Below are 19,852 nucleotides of genomic sequence, written 5' to 3'. Positions count from 1 at the left end.
TGATTTTGCCATGAAAAATTCCTTGATACAAAAATACAATGTTCCGGGACCAAGATACACCAGTTATCCTACAGTTCCGTATTGGGATGAAACGGATTTCACTGATGAAATCTGGGCTGAAACATTAAAAAAATCCTTTCAAGCGAGCAATTCTTCAGAAGGTATTAGTTTATATATCCATTTGCCTTTTTGCGAAAGCTTATGTACTTTTTGTGGCTGTAACAAGCGTATCACCAAAAATCACGGCGTTGAAAATCCATATATAGAAGCAGTTTTGAAAGAATGGAGCTTATATTGTAAGATTCATGGAGAAAAACCAACTATAAAAGAGATTCATTTGGGTGGTGGAACTCCCACTTTTTTTTCTACCAAAAATTTAGAGGATTTAATAAATGGTATTTTTGTTCATGCCAAAAAAGCCAAAGATCATGAATTTAGTTTTGAAGGGCATCCTAATAACACAACTCACGAACATTTGCAAAAGCTTTACGATTTAGGTTTTAGAAGAGTTAGTTTTGGCGTTCAAGATTATTCTGAGAAAGTACAAAAAGCAATTCACCGTTTACAGCCATTTCATAATGTGGCAAAAGTTACGTTTTGGGCCAGAGAAATTGGGTATACTTCCATAGGTCACGATATTATTTTTGGACTGCCTTTTCAGGAAATAGAGGATGTAATTGATACGATTGAGAAAACAAAATCATTACAACCCGACCGTTTGGCATTTTATAGTTACGCGCACGTTCCTTGGATTAAGGGAAATGGACAACGCGGTTTTAACGATGAAGACATTCCGAAAGATGATAAAAAGAGAATGCTTTATGAAACAGGTAAAAAATTATTATTTGAAAATGGCTATCATGAAATAGGAATGGATCATTTCGCATTGAAGACAGACAGTTTATACGATGCTTTCCAAAATGGCACATTGCACCGTAATTTCATGGGGTACAGTTCGTCCAAAACGCAATTAATGATTGGATTGGGAGTTTCTTCCATCAGTGACAGTTGGTACAGTTTTGCACAGAATGTAAAAAACTTGGAAGATTATTATCAAATTTTAGAATGGAACAAATTACCGGTTTTCAGAGGGCATTTATTGACCAATGAAGACCTCATCATCCGAAAACACATTCTGAATTTAATGTGCCAATTTGAAACTTCCTGGGAAAATAAAGAGGATTATTTTAATGAAATTCCAGAGGTATTAATACAATTGAAAGAAATGGAAAATGACGGATTACTAGTAGTTATTGACTATGGGATTACCGTTACAGAAAAAGGACAACCTTATGTTCGTAATATTTGTATGGCATTCGATTTACGCTTGAAAAGAAAAGCACCGGAAACTGCTTTGTTTTCAATGACAATTTAATATTTTATAAATAAAAATAATAAAAAAGCACGCGTAATGGCGTGCTTTTTCATATCCTATAAAATCTAAAAGTTAGTGACAGTTTGGATCAGCTTGAATAAACAAACTCATATTGGATGGAGAAATATAAGGAATTCCCAATCCCAATCCTCGTAAAATAAATAAGCAACCAATGCATACTGCTACATAAGGAATCGCCTTCTGGATTCGGTTTCGAATAGGAATTGTAAGAAATGAGTTGATATACACGACGCTGCTCATCATAGGAACGGTTCCTAATCCAAATAAAATCATATACACAACACCAAGACTTTCACTTTGCATGGCAATAGCGCCAAACAAAGCAACATAAACCATTCCGCAAGGCAAAAAACCATTCAGTAAACCAATAGTAAAAAGGGATTTGTAACTTTTGTTTCTAAACTGACTCCCTAAAGCTGTTTTTATTTTTGAAATTAATTTAAAAACCGGTTTTGAAAAATTGTATTTCGCAAAAATTTTCTCCGGAGTCAAAACTACTAAGATCATGGCTAAACCAATAAATATGGATAAATTCTGTTGTAAACCGGCCAAAAAGAAACCTTTTCCAAGCAGTCCAAAAACAAAGCCTATTATCGCATACGCCGTTAATCTTCCTGAATGATAAGTAATGATTTGAATTGCTTTTTTGGTCTGATTCGTTCTGTCTACAGGCAACATCATAGCAATAGGACCGCACATTCCGATGCAGTGAAAACTACTTATTAAACCAAAAATGAAGGCAGTATAAAGCATTTTTTTATTCTAATGTCGTAAAGTTAAAAGACCCTAAAGCCAATTGATGTACTTTAAAACTTTTTACTATAAGACTAATTGATATATATCGTTTCTTTAGTCAAATACGATTTTCCATCGTATTGCCATTCCATATTAATGTCCCATCGACCGCCTGCCAAACTTTTTTTAGGTATGAGCAAAGTAGTAGCATCAGATAGTGAAATGGGAATTTCAAAATCTAATTTTTTGTTAGACGGTCTGTAAAGGGACACTTTACCTTTGATATTTTTTGGATCAAAAACTTTTGGGAATACTATTTCAATTCCGTTTGAAACATTATTTATTGTAGGCTTTTGAGCCAAATCAGCTGCATTTTGTACACGAGCCATTTCATCTCCAAAATGTGCATCATGTTTATAATATTCTTCTACAACTAACTCATTATCGTATTTTGAATCGGATTGAACCGTAAAAACAAAAAACAAAATAAAGGTCATAAACAAACCAAAAGCGATTACGATTCCTGTTCCCCAGCTTATTTTCATGATAATTTATTTATATTTTTTAAAGTTTAAATTAGATAATTATTTAATCAAAACTACGTGGACTTAAAAAATTAGTGGTCGCCGTTTCAATTTTTTTGTTTCCATTATACACCTCAATCTTCAATTTTGTTTTATCACTATCCAATAAATTTTGGTTGATTTCAACAAATAAGGTTCCACCATTCATCCCTTGTTTGGGCACTTTTAATTCTTGTTTTCCAACCACTTTCAAAGTCCCTTTTATTCCAACAAGTTTAAAATGAATATCATCAAAATCATTATTAGTTTTATTGATAATTTTAAAAGTATATATGTTGCTGATATTTTCGCCTTTGTGCTGAAACAGTTGTCCTGGCAATCTTAAAATACTCGCTTCAACATCCGAACGTAAGAACAATAATCCAATCAAAATTCCTGTTAGAATGAATAATACAGCTGAATAGCCTTTCATTCTTGGTGTAAACTTGAACTTTACTTTTTTCTCAATTTCATCTTCTGAAGCGTATCGAATTAGTCCCTTTGGTAAACCAACGCTATCCATAATTGTATCGCATTCATCAATACAAGCGGTGCAATTAATGCATTCCATTTGTGTACCGTTACGGATGTCAATTCCGGTTGGACAAACATTTACACATTGCTTACAATCGATGCAATCGCCTTTCCCAGTAGTCGCTCTGTCTTCTTGTTTGTTGAATTTAGCACGGCCCACTTCTTTTTCGCCACGAACAAAATCGTACGCAACATTTATAGATTTATCATCTAATAAAACGCCTTGCAATCTTCCGTAAGGACAAGCTATGATACAAACCTGTTCTCTAAACCAAGCAAAAATAAAATAGAAAACTCCTGTAAAGATGAATAAAGAAACCAAAGTACTAACATGGTTTTCAGGTCCTTCTTCAATCATTAAAAGCAACTTGTCACTACTGATAAGATATGCCAGAAACACATTGGCAATGAAAAAAGAAATGATTAGGAAAATAGTCCATTTTATGCCTTTCTTTCTGATCTTCTCTGCATTCCATTCTTGTTTTTCCAAACGAATTTGAGCACCACGATCTCCTTCAATCCAATATTCTATTCTGCGGAAAACCATTTCTAAAAAGATGGTCTGTGGACAAATCCATCCGCAAAATATCCGTCCAAAAATTACCGTAAAAAGAATGACGAAAACGACGCCAATAATCATAAAAAGAACGAAAAGATAAATATCCTGAGGCCAAAAAGGAAATCCGAATATATTAAATCGGCGTTCCAATATATTGAACATCATGAACTGATTGCCATTTATCTTCATAAAAGGATTCGCAACAAGTACAATCAGTAAAAAATAACTCACCCATTTCCTGTAATCATAGAACTTTCCTGAAGGTTTTTTGGGGAAAATAAATTTTCTATTTCCTTCTTCATCAATAGTTCCAATGGTATCTCTAAACGCTTCGTCTGGTAATTTTGACATTTTTTTTTATTTAAAACACAAGTTCAAAATAATTATTAAGCTAAATAAAACGTGTGTTTCTAATTGTTATTTAACTGCAACAGTAACATTTTCTTCTACCCAAACCTCTCCTTCAGGAGCTTTAGCATCAGGTGGATTACTACCTTTTAAGGATAAGATATAACTGGCAACTTTCTGCATTTCTTTAGGTTTCAAGGTTCCTTTCCAAGAAATCATTCCTTTTCCGTCACGTCCTCCATTTACCAAAGTATGAAATACATTTTTTATTCCGCCACCTAAAATCCATTGGTCATCCGTTAAATTTGGTCCAATTTGTCCTCCACCGTCAGCTCTGTGACAGGCCGCACAATTAGTTGTGAAAATTTCTTTTCCAGCTGCTAAATCTGCAGGATCTGTCAGTAAGGTCACCGTTTTTTCATCCATCATATCCGGCGCAGTTTTCATGTATTCTGCAATATCAATTTTGGCTTGAGCCACTTCTTTCTTAAGCTCCATTTCCTGATTGTCAGCACCTAACACTTCAAATCGCACCATGTAAACAACTCCAAAGATGATACAAGCATAAAATAGGTACACCCACCATGGCGGCAAATTGTTGTCTAACTCTTTGATACCGTCGTAATCGTGGTCCAATAACAACTGATCTTCATTATCCAATGACTCTGTTTTAGTCAATTTCGTCATCAATTTCTTGTACCATTCACTATCCTTGAAACTTAAATTATTTGCTTCATTTAATTGGATTTTTTGTTCCTCGGTCAACAAGTGATACGTAATATTATCTACTGCACTCACGGTAATTTCTATTGCTATCAAAAGGAAAAGAAACACGAATAAGAATACGGAAACCATTGGGAATTTTATAAAAGCAGGTCTGTCTCCTGAGTCAATAAAATATTCCATTGCCATAAATACAGCGAAGAAAATAACAGGTACCCTAACGTATGCTGGAATTAATTTTTTCATTTTCTAAATTTTAAAAAATTATACTATTTAGTTGTCTCTCAATGGAATTTGGCTTAATTCACTAATCGTTTCTTTTTTATAGGAGAACACCCATAAACCAAGGCCCACGAAAAAGACGAAAAAAATCAATAGGGATAAGATGGGATACATCGCCACACCTTCAATCGTTTCCATATTATGTTTTATTTGTTCGAACATGACTTTTATTTTTTAGCAATATCTTTTACTTTAATATCGGTTCCCAGTCTTTGCATGTAAGCAATCAAGGCAACGATTTCTCTTTCGTTCATTGGAACAAATTTCTCTCCTCTGGCTTCGGCTTTTTTCTTGCTTTCGTCATAACTTTTCACAAAGTCAGGATCATTTTTCAAGCTTTCTTCAATTGCAACAGCTTGTTTTCTTAAATCATCTAAACCACTTGCAATTTGAGCTTCTGTATAAGGAACTCCAAGCGTAACCATAGCTTGCATTTTCTTTTGAGTCAAAGAAACATCCATCGGTTTATTATCAAAAAGCCATTTGTAACCTGGCATAATAGATCCTGCAGATATACTTTGTGGATTCCAGAAGTGGTTAAAATGCCAATTGTCATTGTATTTTGCTCCAACTCTTAATAAATCCGGGCCTGTACGTTTTGATCCCCAAAGAAATGGATGGTCGTAAACGAATTCCCCAGCTTTAGATTGCGGTCCATAACGTTCTACTTCACTACGAAACGGACGAACTGACTGAGAGTGACACCCTACACAACCTTCACGGATGTATAAATCACGTCCTTCTAATTCTAGTGGAGAATACGGTTTGACACTGGCAATAGTTGGAATATTAGATTTAACCATAATTGTAGGAACAATTTGGATAACACCTCCAATTAAAATAGCAACAGTTGCCAAAATGGTTAATTGAATAGGTTTTCTTTCTAACCAAGGGTGAAATTTTTCTCCTTTTACTCTACCTGCACTAATTTTTATTAACTCAGGAGCCTCCGCTAATTCGTCTTCAATTTTAGAACCTAATCGAACCGTTTGAATTACATTGTATACTAAGGTAAACATTCCGATTAAATAAAGGGTTCCACCAATAGCTCTCATCCAATACATTGGCATAATTTGAGTTACTGTTTCCAGAAAGTTACCATACGTTAAAGTTCCGTCCGGATTAAATTGTTTCCACATAGATGCTTGTAAAAAGCCGGCAACATACATTGGAATCGTGTATAATATAATCCCTAAAGTACCAATCCAAAAGTGGAAATTAGCTAATTTTAGAGAGTACAAACTACTTTTAGTCATTCTAGGAACCAACCAATAAATCATACCAAAAGCCATAAATCCGTTCCAAGCCAATGCACCTACGTGAACGTGAGCAATAATCCAATCTGTATAATGCGCAATAGCATTTACGTTTTTCAAGGATAACATCGGCCCTTCAAAAGTGGCCATTCCGTATCCGGTAATTGCTACTACGAAGAATTTTAAAACAGGTTCCACACGTACTTTATCCCAAACCCCTCTCAAGGTTAACAATCCGTTTATCATTCCACCCCAAGATGGAGCAATCAACATAATAGAGAAAGCAACTCCTAAATTTTGCGCCCAGTTAGGCAAAGCAGAATATAATAAATGGTGCGGTCCTGCCCAGATGTAAATGAAAATCAACGACCAAAAGTGAACAATTGACAATCTATAAGAATATACCGGACGATTTGCCGCTTTTGGAACAAAATAATACATCAATCCTAAGAAAGGTGTAGTCAAGAAAAACGCAACCGCATTATGACCGTACCACCATTGCACCAAAGCATCTTGAACCCCGGCGTAAACGGAATAACTTTTCATTCCGGAAACCGGTAATGCCAAACTATTGAAAATATGCAAAACCGCAACCGTTACGAATGTCGCCAAGTAAAACCAGATGGCAACATACAAATGGCGCTCTCTACGTTTTAAAATTGTTCCAATCATATTGATACCAAAAACAACCCAAATCAATGCAATGGCAATATCTATTGGCCACTCCAGTTCTGCATATTCTTTAGAGGTACTGTATCCAAGTGGCAACGAAATGGCTGCCGCTACGATTATTAATTGCCAGCCCCAGAAATTAAGATTACTCAAAAAATCACTGAACATTCTGGCTTTCAACAAGCGCTGCAAGGAATAATAAATACCCGCAAACATTGCGTTCCCTACAAAGGCAAAAATAACCGCATTGGTGTGTAAAGGTCTTAATCGACCGTAACTCAACCACGAAATCCCATCGGTAATATTTGGAAAAAGAAACATAAAGGCCAATGTAAGTCCTACTAACATTCCTACTACTCCAAAAACAATGGTCGCGTAAATGAAGTTTTTTACAATTTTGTTATCATAATAAAACTGCTGCATTTCCATAAATAAAAAAATTAAATGATTGAAAAATTTAAAAAATTACTGTTGAATGTCACAAAGTCTCCTGGCTTTCGATGTTTGACTTCTCAACTTTGGGCTGAATTAGCTCGTCGTCAAATAGCATTCTGACTGACGGCGTATAATCATCGTCATATTGACCCGTCTTTACTGCCCTTATAAAAGCAATAAAGAAACCAATGGCGACTATTATACTGATGGAGATTAATAAATAAATGACACTCATACCTTAATTTGTGTTAACAAAGTTACTTTTACGTTTCCGAGTAAAACATGACAATTATCATACTTATTGCTTTTGTTAAATAAATGTGAAGAAAAAAACAAATCGTGCTCAATTCTATTTATTCCGAGCATAATAACTACTCATCACTGTTACAAAACTTACAATGGTTATTGTACTCAACGGCATGATAATAGCTGCGACCAAAGGCAATAAATTCCCGGTTATAGCAAATGATAATCCAACCACATTGTACAGTAAGGAAAGTCCAAAACTCATTTTGATGGTGGTAATAGAGTTTTTAGACAACTTCAAGAAATAATTCAATTTTTGAAATTCACTGGCATCCAAAATAGCATCACAAGCCGGTGAAAAAACATTTACATTTTCAGAAATGGAGATTCCTACATTGCTTTGCGCCAAAGCTCCGGCATCATTTAATCCATCTCCTACCATCATCACATTTTTGCCTTGTTCCTGCAAATTTTTAATGAATTCTAATTTCTGTTCCGGTTTCTGATTGAAAATCAATTCCGTGCCTTTCGGCAAAAGTTTTTCAAGAATAGCGCGTTCGCCTTCGTTGTCACCTGACAAAACTTTGATCTGATAGTTGCTTTTTAAGTTTTTAAAAAGTTCCTCTAGACCTTCTCTGTATTGATTATTAAAGATGAATTTCCCGTAATAAACATAATTTATCTTAATATGAACCGATGTTTGCTGAACGTTCTTTTCTTCGATTTTTTCAACAAATTCGGCAGAACCTATCTGGACTTGGTGACCAAAAATGTGTGCTTGAATTCCTTTTCCGGTGATTTCTTCAAAATGATCTACTTTCAACTTTTTGGTGTCATTTACTGATTTATTTTGCAAAATTGGAATCGGCAAATAATCATATAACATTCGGCTTAACGGATGATTGGAGGCGCGAAGCACATTCTTTACCAGCAATAAATTCTCATCGGAAAGAACGGTTCCTTCATAAGAAATATTCGATTTTTTATTGGTTGTAATCGTTCCTGTTTTATCAAAAACTATCGTATCCACTTTTGCTAATTGTTCAATAACCAAAGCATTTTTGAGATAAAATTTCTGTTTGCCTAAAATTCGCAAAACGTTCCCAAAAGTGAATGGCGCCGTCAATGCCAAAGCGCAAGGACAAGCAACAATCAATACCGCAGTAAACACATTGAAAGCGGTGTTGGCATCAATAAAAATCCAATATCCAAATCCTGCAAAAGCAATCAGTAATAAAATAGGTGTAAAATAACGACTAATGCTGTCAGTAATCGTTTTGTGTTTTTGCTCTACATTCTTTTGGAATACATCATTACTCCATAATTGCGTCAGATAACTTTGGGAAACGGAATGTAAAACTTCCATTTCAATTACTTTTCCTATTTGTTTTCCTCCTGCAAAAACTTTGTCTCCAGATTGTTTCGTAATAGGAATTGCTTCTCCGGTAACAAAACTATAATCGATTTCTGCCTTTTCAGAAATTAGAATCCCATCAACGGGAATCAGTTCTTGGTTTCTAATGAGTAATCGATCGCCTTTTTCAACTTCGTAAATCGCCACACTTTCTTCTGATAAATCCGAATTAATTTTGGTAATCGCTATTGGAAAATAGGACTTAAAATCTCTTTCGAAACTCAAAAAACTATAGGTTTTGATTTGGAACATTTTCCCCAAAAGCATAAAGAAAATCAATCCAGTTAAGCTGTCGAAAAAACCAGAACCATAATCCATAACGATATCAAACGTACTTCGCACAAACATCACAACAATTCCCAAAGCAATAGGAATATCGATGTTGAGCATTTTAGATTTGATACTTTTATACGCAGAGACATAATAACCACTTGCCGAGTAAAAGAAACTTGGTAATGCTAAAACAAAAATCAACCAACGGAAGAAGCCACGATATTGGTCTAACCAAAATTCTTTTACTTCAAAATATTCAGGAAACGAAAGCAACATAATATTCCCAAAACAGAAGAAAGCAACGCCAAGTTTATAAGTCAAACTTCTATCTACATCATTACTTCCCGTTTCATAGTTTTCTAAACTAATATAGGGTTCATAACCAATGGAACTCAATAAATAAACGATCGTTTTGATAGAAACAACTTCTGGATTGAAGGTGATTCGGACTCTTTTTTCAGGAAAATTAACCTGCGAAGTGCTTATTCCTTTTTGAAGACGCTGTAGATTTTCCAGAATCCAAATACACGAGCTACAATGAATATGTGGAATACTAAGTGAAATAATTGCGGTTGAATTTTCTTGAAATTCCAATAATTTGGATACAATACTCTCATTGTCTAAAAAATCATATTTACCATTAATATCTTGCGGGGTTGCTCCAGGGGATTTTTCAAAATCATAATAACACGTCAAATCATTCAGACTGAAAATTTCGTAGACCGTTTTACAACCGTTACAACAGAAATTTTTAGCATCAAAAATAATTTCGTCTTCTTTAATAATGTCTAACCCACAATGGAAACAGTTTTGTGTGTCCATAACTTTGCTCATTTTACCTGGAACAAAGGTGATTAATTGAATAATTTAAAAATATGATATTTGTCATATTAAAGAGTTAGTTTTGTAATTCCAATAAATCACATATACTATGAGCAAATGCGAACAATGTATCGTCAGAGAATTTAGCTCTTTAAAAGCCTTAACTAAAGACGAATTAGTTAAACTCTCCGACTGTAAAACTTCCCATATTATTAAAAAAGGTGAAGTTATTTTTGAGGAAGGTGAGAATGTAAATGGAATTTATTGTATCAAAGATGGTGTGTGCAAACTGACCAAATTGAGTGCAAACGGCAAAGACCACATTGTGAAATTAGTTACTAAAGGAGAATTACTGGGGCAACGCTCAATGATTAGTGATGAACCGGTCAACTTAAGCGCTGTAGCTCTTGAAGATATGCAGGTTTGTTTTATTCCAAAATCAGAAGTGATGGGATATTTCGATAAGAATAACCAGTTTTCAATGAATGTGATGAAAAGTATTTGCGGTGATCTAAAAGAAGCCGATGATCACATGGTAAATTTAGCTCAAAAAACAGTCAAAGAAAGATTAGCCGAAACGCTCCTTTATCTGTGTGATACTTTTGGAAAAAACGAGGATAACTCTTTAAAAGTACAACTTTCAAGAGACGAATTAGCCAGTATAATAGGTACTGCCACTGAAAGTTGTATCCGTTTGCTATCGGATTTTAAAAAATTAGGTCTGATTGAATTAACAGGGAAAAAAATTGTTTTAAAAGATATCAATGCGCTAAAAAAATTAGCAGAATAGCCAGATTCATTTTATTCTTTCTTATTCATTACAAAATAATACACCGGAATTCCCAGCGCCACAATACACAATCCTAATCCCGTATTAAACGTATCATAAATCAATAAAGTGAAGCAAATTGCCGAAGTCACTATAATATAAATGGCTGGTACAACTGGATATCCAAAGGCTTTGTAAGGCCTATCCGCATTGGGTTCTTTTTTTCTAAGGATGAAAACACCCAAAATAGTCAGGATATAAAACAACAACGATGCAAAAGTTGCGTACGTTAATAAATCACCAAATTTTCCAGAAATACAAAGCACACAAGCCCAAATACATTGCACCCACAATGCTTTCGCCGGAACCTGATTTTTATTGAGTTCTGTTACTTGTTTAAAAAATAATCCATCTTTTGCCATGGCAAAAAATAATCTTCCTCCCGAAAGGATCAAACCACTATTGCATCCAAAAGTGGAAACCATGATTAACGCAGCCATTACAAATACACCTACATTTCCCATTATGATACTTGCTGCGGCCGCTCCTACTCTGTCGTTGCTGGCAAACATGATTCCTTTACTCAAACTATCAGCAGTATTTGGAGTTCCTTGCATTGGCAACAAAGCCAAGTAAGCCAGATTAGCCAAAACATAAATAACAGTCACAATCAGGGTTCCAAGAAACAAACTTCGAGGAATATTCTTTTTCGGTTCTTTAATTTCTCCTGCGATGAAAGTCACGTTGTTCCAAGCATCACTGGAAAATAATGAGTTGATAATCGTTGCTCCTGCAGCACCCAAAATAGCCATTCCAGCTAATTTTGTTACTGTAATTGTTCCGTCAGGATTCACAACCGTTTTACTGGCTTCCCACATATTTTCAAAATTATTCGACAAAACATCCGTTTGTAAACCAACATACAATCCTAAAATTATTAAAGCGAATAGTGCAATCAATTTAGCAGAGGTAAAGATTAACTGAACGGTTTTTCCACTTTCGACACCTTTAGTATTGATATAAGTTAGCAGAATTATACTGAAAATAGCCAATACTTTTTGGTAGGAAAAAACAAAACCGGTCCCAACCGTAAAAAGACTTTGATCTAAAACAGGAAAGAAGATAGCGGCATAATTAGCGAAAGTAACTGCAATTGCAGCGATAACTCCCGTTTGAATTACCGTGAAAACAGTCCAGCCGTACAAAAAAGAAACTAATCTTCCGTAAGCGCGTTGTATATAAACGAATTGTCCTCCCGCATTAGGCATCATTCCTGCCAATTCTCCATAACTCAACGCGGCAGCAACAGTGATTAACCCCGTTACCAACCAAATGACCAATAACCAGGCCGCAGATCCTATATCTCTCGCCATGGCTGATGTTACAATGAAAATTCCGGATCCTATCATGGAACCGGCTACTAAACTCGTGGCATCTATTAATCCTAAAGAACGTTTTAACTCGGTTTTATTTTCTGACATTGGTAAATTAATTATTTAAAACTGAACACTAATCCCGAAGTATCGGGACTGAAATCTGAGCACTGATTACTAAAATACTGAATACTATAACTTCTTCGCTTCTTCCCAAAAAATATCCATTTCAGCTAAAGTCATGTCCATTAAAGGTTTTCCTAATTCTCCAGCTTTACTTTCTAAATATTGAAATCGCTTGATAAATTTTTTATTAGTTCGTTCCAAAGCATCTTCAGGATTTACATTCAAAAATCGAGCGTAGTTAATCATCGAAAATAAAACATCTCCAAATTCGGCTTCAATTTTATCCTGATCACCTGCTTCAACCTCAACTTGTAACTCTTCCAATTCCTCTTGAACCTTATCCCAAACCTGATGCGATTCTTCCCAATCAAAACCCACTCCTTTTACTTTATCCTGTATTCGGCTTGCCTTAACTAATGCAGGTAAACTTCTTGGAACACCTTCGAGAACAGATTTTTTGCCTTCTTTCAATTTTAGTTTTTCCCAATTTTGTTTCACTTCCTCTTCATCTTTAACCACAACATCACTATAAATATGCGGATGACGGTGAATTAGCTTTTCACAAATTTCATTACATACATCCGCCATATCAAAGTCATTCGTCTCGCTTCCTATTTTGGCATAAAAAACAATATGTAATAACAAATCACCCAATTCTTTTTTGACTTCGTTTAAATCATTATCTAAAATAGCATCGCCTAATTCATAGGTTTCTTCAATAGTCAAATGACGCAAGGTTTGCATGGTTTGCTTTTTGTCCCAAGGACATTTTTCACGCAAATCATCCATAATGTCTAATAATCTTTCGAAAGCTTGCAGTTGGTTTTGTCTTGAATTCATCAGAAATTGTTTTTGGTAAAAATAAAAAAATCCTGTTCAGAAAATAGCTGAACAGGATTAAATATTATTGTAGTGTAAAATTACTCTTTTTTAGCTTTTGCTTTTTTAGCAGGGGCTTTCACTTCAGCTTCTGGAGTTTCTTCTGCAACGGCAGCTGGAACTTCATCCGTAACTAATCCTTTTGCTTGAAGCATATTGTACCAGTTCAGAACTTTTTTGATATCAGAAGGATAAACTCTTTCTTCATCATAATCCGGTAAAATTTCTTTGAAATAAGCCGTTAGTTTAGCATTGTCTTCTTTATGAGAAAGTGCTGGACCTTTGCTTTCTTTATCAGCAATTTTTTGCATAATCTCAGCTAAAGGTTTTTCGCCTTCATACGTATAAATTGAAATTTCAGACAATAAACTCACATTACTTTTCAAGTTCACTGTGATTTTTTTTCCGTCTGCTAATGATTCTGCTACAAAGCCAGTTCTTGTTTGCACTTTCAATACATATAAACCTGGTTTCCCAGAAATGGCTAATATTTTTTCTAAATTCATGTTTTGTGTAATTATTATTAAGAATTTGACTTATTTATTTTTTCTTTAAAACCAAAAATCATACCAAGCGAAGCCTTAGATTTACTTTATCTTCCTTTTTTGGCAAAAAATTTCATGCGGTAGTCTTGGAATGTTTTTCCTTCTAAGATATTTTTCAATTTCTTCTGAATCAACCGTTTTTTTAATGATGATATTTTATCCGTAAATAAAATTCCTTCAATATGATCGTATTCATGTTGGATTACTCTGGCGATTAATCCGTCAAAAACTTCTGTTTTCATTACAAAATCCTCTTCGCAATATTCGATTGTGATAGTTGGATTTCTGTAAACATCCTCTCTCACATCCGGAATACTCAAGCAACCTTCATTAAAACTCCACTCTACACCTTCTTCTTTTATCATTTTTGCATTGATAAAAGTTCTCTTAAATCCTTTTAATGCTTTTTGTTCCGCATCTTCTAATTCTTCATCATCACTAAAAGGAGTGGTGTCGATTACAAATAAACGAAGTGCTAATCCCACTTGTGGCGCAGCAAGTCCCACACCATAGGCATTATACATGGTCTCATACATATTGGCTATCGTTTCTTTCAAGTTTGGATGTTCTGGTGAAAGAACTTCTCCTGTTTTTCTTAAAACTGGATCGCCATATCCTATAATTGGTAAAATCATTCGTGTTGTATTAAGTATTTTCTACTGAAATTGGAATATTTTTCCTTTTCATTCAGTTTGCAAAAATAGTAAAAAAATAGACAATGAATAATCTGCCGTTAAATATTAGCTAATATTTACAATTTAAAAGAAATCACCTCCTTTATTGGTTGTATAATTCATACAAATCTTACCTTTGCAACAATACTATGATATGATTTACAAAATCCGAAAATTTACCGACAGCACTTATTTTACCAATGCTATAAAAGTCACTATTGCGGCAGTTATTCCCGTGGTGATATTTTCGTTTTTGGGCAAATTTGAAATGGGTTTTGCTATAGCTCTTGGGGCAGTTTTCACTTACCCAAGCGATATTCCAAGCAGTCTGAAACATAAAATTAACGGTGTTCTGGTAACTGCTTTTCTGGTTGCGGGTATCAATTTACTTGTTAATATTGTATTTCCATATTCTTGGATTTTCTATCCATTTTTGGCGGTTTTAATTTTCCTCATATCGATGCTTTCTGTTTACGGGCAACGCGCTACCATGGTTTCTTTCTCTGGTCTTATTGCCGTTTCATTAGCATTTGCAAGCATCAATACCGGTTGGGCAATGCTCCTTCATGCCGGATTAATACTTGCCGGTGGTTTATTCTATCTGTTGATTTCACTTATTTTTCATTACATCAGACCGCATCGTTATGTGGAGTTACAAATTGCGGAATGTATCAAGCTTACCGCCAAATATTTGAAACTGAGAGGTGATTTATGGACCTTGAATGCTGACAGAAAATCAATCATTGAAAAACAATTGCATCTTCAAGTCGAGCTCAATACCATTCATCAAAATATTAGAGAAGTATTAATTAGTAGTCATACAACTTCAGGTTCTTCCAATCAAAACCGTAAAATGCTTTTGGTTTTTATTTCGTTAGTAGAAATTCTGGAACTCGCGCTATCTACAGCATTCGACCATGATAAATTACATCAAAAATTCGATGATCATCCAAAGGTTTTACATACGTATCAAAATTTAGCTTACAATCTGGCTGCTAGCTTGAAGCAATTATCTAAAAGTGTTAAAAAAAGTACGAAATACATTTCTAAACATACTTTACTGGGCGATTTAAGTGCCTTACAGCTTGCTATTTCGGATTATGAAAATGATTTAGGGAAAACTACTGCTTCCGAGGGCGTTTTTATGTTGACAACGATGTTGCAATACGCTGAAAAACAAGTCGAAAAAATAAAAATTGTTGAGCGTGCTTTTTCTCTTGCTTTTAATTCTCAGGATATAAAAGGAATCGATACCGATTTGGAAAAATTTCTGAGTCCACAATATTATCCGTTGAGCACTTTGACCCAAAACCTGAGTTTTTCCTCTACTATCTTCAGACATTCCTTGCGATTAACCATAACTTTAATGCTTGTTTTTTTTATTGGAAAATTTCTACCCTTCCATAATGTTTATTGGATATTGCTGACCATAATTGTAATTATGAGACCGGGTTATGGCTTAACTAAAGAACGTTCTTTTCACCGAATTATTGGTACAGTGATTGGTGGATTAGTTGCTTTCGGGATTCTTTTCATCGTAAAAGACAACATCATAATCAGTGTTCTTTCTATTGTTTGTATGCTGTTGGGATTCTCTTTTACACAAATTAATTATAAGGTGAGCGCAATTTTTGTCACCATGTATGTCGTTTTTATTTATGGAATAATTACGCCTAATATTGGTGATTTAGTTCAATATCGAATCTTGGACACTGTTGTGGGTGCTGCTTTAGCATTTTTGGCAAACCACTTTTTATGGCCTTCCTGGGAATTTTTAAACATTCCCTTATATCTAGAAAAAGCAATCAAGGCAAACCAAGATTATTTAAAAGAAATTTCAGTTTTTTATAATAAAAAAGGGAATATTTCTACTTCCTATCGTCTAGCGCGAAAAAATGCTTTTATCGAAATTGGGAATCTGATGGCGTCATTTCAAAGAATGGTTCAAGAACCTAAATCAAAGCAAAAACAAATGCCGCAAGTATACAAACTGACTGTTTTAAATCATTCTCTATTGTCATCTTTGGCTTCATTAGGAACTTATATTCAGTCCCACAAAACCACAACTGCATCTGACGCGTTTAATGTAGTGGTTGATACTGCCATTAAAAACTTAGACAATTCAATTGCAATCCTGAAAGAAAATGATGTAGCACTTAAAGAAAACCTTCCGCAAAAAGATTTAGCGTTGCGCTTTACAGAGCTAAAAAACATTCGGGAAAAGGAGTTAAAAGAAGGAATTCCTATCGATGAAGAGGCGTTTCAACTGAAAATGCAGGAAGCTCAATTAGTAATTGAACAATTAATCTGGTTGACTAATTTGTCTGAAAATATTTTAAAAACTACAAAAATATTAAAGAATTCATAACGAAAAAGGCGCTAAAATTAGATATTATCTAAAATTCAGCGCCTTTGTAATTTTTATAAAATTCTAATTATTTAGTTTTAAAACGGTAGCGGTATCTTTTCTAATTTCCTTTAATAAATCAGGATTCTCATTTAATTTCTGACCAAAAGAAGGAATCATCGTTTTTAATTTCTTCTGCCATTCCGGCGTATCAAATTGATCTTTAAAACACCTACCTATCAAATCAACCATAATAGAAACAGCGGTTGAAGCGCCAGGGGAAGCACCCAGCAAAACAGATAAAGAACCATCGGCAGTGGTAATGACTTCGGTACCGAACTCCAGAATCCCGCCTTCTTTTTCATCTTTCTTAATCACTTGAACGCGTTGTCCTGCTCGTTCAAGAACCCAGTCTTTAGATCGTGCTCCTGGAACATATTCTCTTAAAGCGTTTATTCTATCTTTAGGAGACTGACGTACTTGCTGAATTAAATATTTAGTAAGTGGTATATTCTTGATACCCGCGGCAACCATAGGAATAATATTGTCTGGTTTTATAGATAATGGCAAATCTGAATAGGAACCATTTTTTAAGAACCGAGTTGAAAAACCTGCAAAAGGACCAAAAAGCAATGCTTTTTCTCCATTTATCATTCGGGAATCAATATGCGGAACAGACATTGGCGGAGCGCCAACACTAGCTTTACCATATACTTTGGCCTGATGTTTTGCAATCACTTCTGGATTGGTACATTTTAACCATTGCCCGCTCACAGGAAAACCACCGTATCCTTTTCCTTCTGGAACATCTGCTTTTTCTAGCAATGGTAATGAACCGCCACCGGCACCTATGAAAACAAACTTGGTATATGCTTTTTTCTTTTGGCCTGAAGCCAAATCAGTAATTTTTATTCTCCAAGATTTATCTTCCCTTTGTTTTAATTTTTGAACTTCATGGTTAAAATGAATCGTAACGCCTTCTAATTTTGTCAAATAACCAAAAATACTTCGCGTTAATTCTCCAAAATTCACATCGGTACCAATTGCCATCGAAGTAGCGGCAACTGTTTCAGATTCCTTTCTGCCCTCCATAACCAAAGGCATCCATTTTTTTAACTCCGAAAAATCAGTGCTGAAAACCATTTCTTCAAAAAGAGGATTCGCCTGTAAAGCTTCATATCTCTTTTTTAGGTACTCCACATTTTTTTCACCCCAAACAAAACTCAGGTGTGGAATGCTTTTTATAAAATTTTCGGGAGATGGAACTTTATTTTCTTGAACGAGATATGCCCAAAACTGTCGCGAAACCTCAAACGACTCCGCAATACCGATTGCTTTTTTAGGATTTATGCTGCCATCTTCACTTTCTGGAGTATAATTGAGTTCGCAAAAAGCAGAATGTCCCGTTCCGGCATTATTCCATGCATCAGAACTTTCGGCGGCGGCAATATCAAGGCGTTCGTAAATTTCAATTTTTATATCCGGCTGCAACTCTTTAAGGATTAAACCAAGAGTGGCGCTCATAATTCCAGCTCCTATAAGAACTACTTCACTATTTGTACGTATGGTTGTATCAGGCATAACTAGATTTTAAAGTGCAAAGATAATTTATATAATTGCAAAAAAAAGCATAAATTTTGACTCAAAAGTTACATTTATCAAACCTTTTCAGCCTAAACACTGGTTTTTTGTCTTGATTTTAAAATCTTTTACTGGACAAATAATCCTGAAGCATTATAGTTGCCGAAATTTCGTCTATTAATGCCTTATTTTGACGCTGTTTCTTGCTGAGACCGCTGTCAATCATGGATTGAAAAGCCATTTTTGAAGTAAAGCGTTCATCTACCCGAATAACTTTCATGTCGGGAAAATGATTCGTGAAATGAGTTACAAAACCTTTTATTATAGAAGCACTTTCGGAAGGTTGTCCATTCATTTGTTTGGGTTCACCAATTAGAACGGCTTCTACTTTCTCTTTGGAAAAATAGTCTTTCAAAAAAGCAATTGCGGTTGTAGATGGAATGGTTGTAAGTCCTGAAGCTATAATTTGCATTTCATCGGTAACAGCTATTCCGGTTCGTTTTTGTCCGTAATCTATGGAGAGAATTCTTGGCATTTATATATTTTTTTCAAAGGTAACCATTTTAATTTTCCGATTCTCAGCAACAACGGAAAAGTAACTTTCTTATCATTTTTTTGCCAAGAAACTTTCAAATCATCGTAAATCAAGTCTATTGGGTTTTTATTATTCTTAGAAATATAATGCTGTGTCGCTGACCAAGTTTCTAGATATCCGATTAATTCTTCAAAAGTCCAAGTAAAATGGTTTTCAAAACTTTTCGTAACAATTTCATCAAATGGAAATGGAATCGTTTTGTAATTTTCATCCAAATACTTTCGCTCAGTATCCCAATAAGGACCAATTGTATTATGATAAAAATTTTGCAATATCTTATCTGAATCTACATTGGTGGAAAACAATCCATAACCCAGAACGGCAAATATTCCATCTCGTTTTAAGATTCTATAGATTTCTTTGTAGAACAAATCAAAATCAAACCAATGGATGGCTTGTGCTACAGCAATTAAATCAAATTCCTGATTTTTAAAAAGGGTATTTTCGGCCTGAGATACTTTGTAGATAATATTTTTGCCAGGAATAGCTTTATCAAGTTGTTTCTGACTAATATCAATTGCATAAACCGTTTCAAAAAATCTCGAAAGTTTATGTGCAACCTGACCATTTCCTGTAGCAACATCAAGAGCAACTCCTTTATTTTTGACAAATGAAATCAAATAATCAATCATTTCATCTGGATATTGAGGCCTGTATTTTGAATATTCTGTTGCTTGCTTGGAGAAATTATCTTTCATCTTTTAG

The 19,852-nt window shown here is 34.7% G+C and carries 18 protein-coding genes; 3 read left to right on the top strand and 15 right to left on the bottom strand.

Annotated features, from left to right (window positions below):
- Window positions 1–10 precede the first annotated feature (10 nt).
- On the top strand, window positions 11–1,375 hold the full coding sequence (hemN, locus tag IWX80_RS08720) for an oxygen-independent coproporphyrinogen III oxidase (RefSeq protein ID WP_196853087.1): 1,365 nt from the start codon (window positions 11–13) through the stop codon (window positions 1,373–1,375).
- 72 nt (window positions 1,376–1,447) lie between these two features.
- On the opposite strand, the gene IWX80_RS08715 is transcribed toward hemN, so the two are convergent.
- The 8 genes from IWX80_RS08715 to IWX80_RS08680 all read right to left on the bottom strand — a co-directional run bounded on the left by IWX80_RS08715 (window position 1,448) and on the right by IWX80_RS08680 (window position 10,258).
- On the bottom strand, window positions 1,448–2,149 hold the full coding sequence (locus tag IWX80_RS08715; RefSeq protein WP_196853086.1) for a sulfite exporter TauE/SafE family protein: 702 nt from the start codon (window positions 2,147–2,149) through the stop codon (window positions 1,448–1,450).
- A 74-nt stretch (window positions 2,150–2,223) separates the two neighbouring features.
- Complete coding sequence (locus IWX80_RS08710; RefSeq protein ID WP_113634281.1) at window positions 2,224–2,676, bottom strand: FixH family protein; 453 nt, start codon at window positions 2,674–2,676, stop codon at window positions 2,224–2,226.
- A 43-nt stretch (window positions 2,677–2,719) separates the two neighbouring features.
- The gene (ccoG, locus tag IWX80_RS08705) at window positions 2,720–4,138 is read right to left on the bottom strand and encodes a cytochrome c oxidase accessory protein CcoG (protein WP_196853085.1); all 1,419 of its coding nucleotides are present in this window, start codon (window positions 4,136–4,138) and stop codon (window positions 2,720–2,722) included.
- Window positions 4,139–4,204: 66 nt separating this feature from the next.
- Window positions 4,205–5,104 carry a cbb3-type cytochrome c oxidase N-terminal domain-containing protein gene (locus IWX80_RS08700; protein ID WP_196853084.1) on the bottom strand — a complete coding sequence of 300 codons (900 nt, stop codon included), beginning with the start codon at window positions 5,102–5,104 and terminating at the stop codon, window positions 4,205–4,207.
- 27 nt (window positions 5,105–5,131) lie between these two features.
- Window positions 5,132–5,302, bottom strand: a complete 171-nt coding sequence (locus tag IWX80_RS08695) for a cbb3-type cytochrome c oxidase subunit 3 (protein WP_196853083.1) — start codon at window positions 5,300–5,302, stop codon at window positions 5,132–5,134.
- A gap of 5 nt (window positions 5,303–5,307) precedes the next feature.
- The gene (gene ccoN / locus IWX80_RS08690) at window positions 5,308–7,497 is read right to left on the bottom strand and encodes a cytochrome-c oxidase, cbb3-type subunit I (protein WP_196853082.1); all 2,190 of its coding nucleotides are present in this window, start codon (window positions 7,495–7,497) and stop codon (window positions 5,308–5,310) included.
- Between the two features lie 49 nt (window positions 7,498–7,546).
- Window positions 7,547–7,738: a cbb3-type cytochrome oxidase assembly protein CcoS gene (ccoS, locus tag IWX80_RS08685; RefSeq protein WP_113634286.1), complete on the bottom strand. Its 192-nt coding sequence runs from the start codon at window positions 7,736–7,738 to the stop codon at window positions 7,547–7,549.
- A 114-nt stretch (window positions 7,739–7,852) separates the two neighbouring features.
- The gene (locus IWX80_RS08680) at window positions 7,853–10,258 is read right to left on the bottom strand and encodes a heavy metal translocating P-type ATPase (RefSeq protein WP_196853081.1); all 2,406 of its coding nucleotides are present in this window, start codon (window positions 10,256–10,258) and stop codon (window positions 7,853–7,855) included.
- Window positions 10,259–10,367: 109 nt separating this feature from the next.
- On the opposite strand from IWX80_RS08680, the gene IWX80_RS08675 reads away from it, so the two are divergent.
- Window positions 10,368–11,048, top strand: a complete 681-nt coding sequence (locus IWX80_RS08675) for a Crp/Fnr family transcriptional regulator (protein WP_196853080.1) — start codon at window positions 10,368–10,370, stop codon at window positions 11,046–11,048.
- A gap of 11 nt (window positions 11,049–11,059) precedes the next feature.
- On the opposite strand, the gene IWX80_RS08670 is transcribed toward IWX80_RS08675, so the two are convergent.
- The 4 genes from IWX80_RS08670 to def form a co-directional block, all read right to left on the bottom strand.
- Window positions 11,060–12,508: an APC family permease gene (locus tag IWX80_RS08670; protein ID WP_196853079.1), complete on the bottom strand. Its 1,449-nt coding sequence runs from the start codon at window positions 12,506–12,508 to the stop codon at window positions 11,060–11,062.
- An 84-nt stretch (window positions 12,509–12,592) separates the two neighbouring features.
- A complete protein-coding gene (gene mazG / locus IWX80_RS08665) occupies window positions 12,593–13,366 on the bottom strand; it encodes a nucleoside triphosphate pyrophosphohydrolase (protein ID WP_121365703.1) in 774 nt (257 codons plus the stop codon).
- An 80-nt stretch (window positions 13,367–13,446) separates the two neighbouring features.
- Window positions 13,447–13,911, bottom strand: coding sequence for a DUF5606 family protein (locus IWX80_RS08660; RefSeq protein WP_196853078.1), 465 nt, complete (start codon window positions 13,909–13,911; stop codon window positions 13,447–13,449).
- 86 nt (window positions 13,912–13,997) lie between these two features.
- Complete coding sequence (def, locus tag IWX80_RS08655; RefSeq protein ID WP_196853077.1) at window positions 13,998–14,585, bottom strand: peptide deformylase; 588 nt, start codon at window positions 14,583–14,585, stop codon at window positions 13,998–14,000.
- Window positions 14,586–14,778: 193 nt separating this feature from the next.
- Between def and IWX80_RS08650 the strand changes: the two genes are divergently transcribed.
- Window positions 14,779–16,992 carry an FUSC family protein gene (locus IWX80_RS08650; RefSeq protein WP_196853076.1) on the top strand — a complete coding sequence of 738 codons (2,214 nt, stop codon included), beginning with the start codon at window positions 14,779–14,781 and terminating at the stop codon, window positions 16,990–16,992.
- A 63-nt stretch (window positions 16,993–17,055) separates the two neighbouring features.
- Here the strand turns inward: IWX80_RS08650 and IWX80_RS08645 are convergent, their stop codons facing one another.
- The 3 genes from IWX80_RS08645 to IWX80_RS08635 form a co-directional block, all read right to left on the bottom strand.
- Window positions 17,056–18,552 (bottom strand): malate:quinone oxidoreductase, encoded by a 1,497-nt coding sequence (locus tag IWX80_RS08645; protein WP_196853075.1) that lies wholly within the window; start codon window positions 18,550–18,552, stop codon window positions 17,056–17,058.
- 118 nt (window positions 18,553–18,670) lie between these two features.
- The gene (gene ruvX, locus IWX80_RS08640) at window positions 18,671–19,087 is read right to left on the bottom strand and encodes a Holliday junction resolvase RuvX (RefSeq protein WP_196853074.1); all 417 of its coding nucleotides are present in this window, start codon (window positions 19,085–19,087) and stop codon (window positions 18,671–18,673) included.
- Window positions 19,066–19,845, bottom strand: a complete 780-nt coding sequence (locus tag IWX80_RS08635) for a class I SAM-dependent methyltransferase (protein WP_196853073.1) — start codon at window positions 19,843–19,845, stop codon at window positions 19,066–19,068. The genes ruvX and IWX80_RS08635 overlap by 22 nt, the downstream gene beginning before the upstream one ends.
- Window positions 19,846–19,852: the final 7 nt, after the last annotated feature.

The sequence above is a fragment of the Flavobacterium sp. CAN_S2 genome (genome assembly GCF_015752255.1).
In the GTDB taxonomy this organism is placed as follows: Bacteria; Bacteroidota; Bacteroidia; order Flavobacteriales; family Flavobacteriaceae; genus Flavobacterium.
The sequence above is the reverse complement of the archived record's forward strand: the minus strand, read 5'-3'. Positions and strand labels throughout refer to the sequence as shown.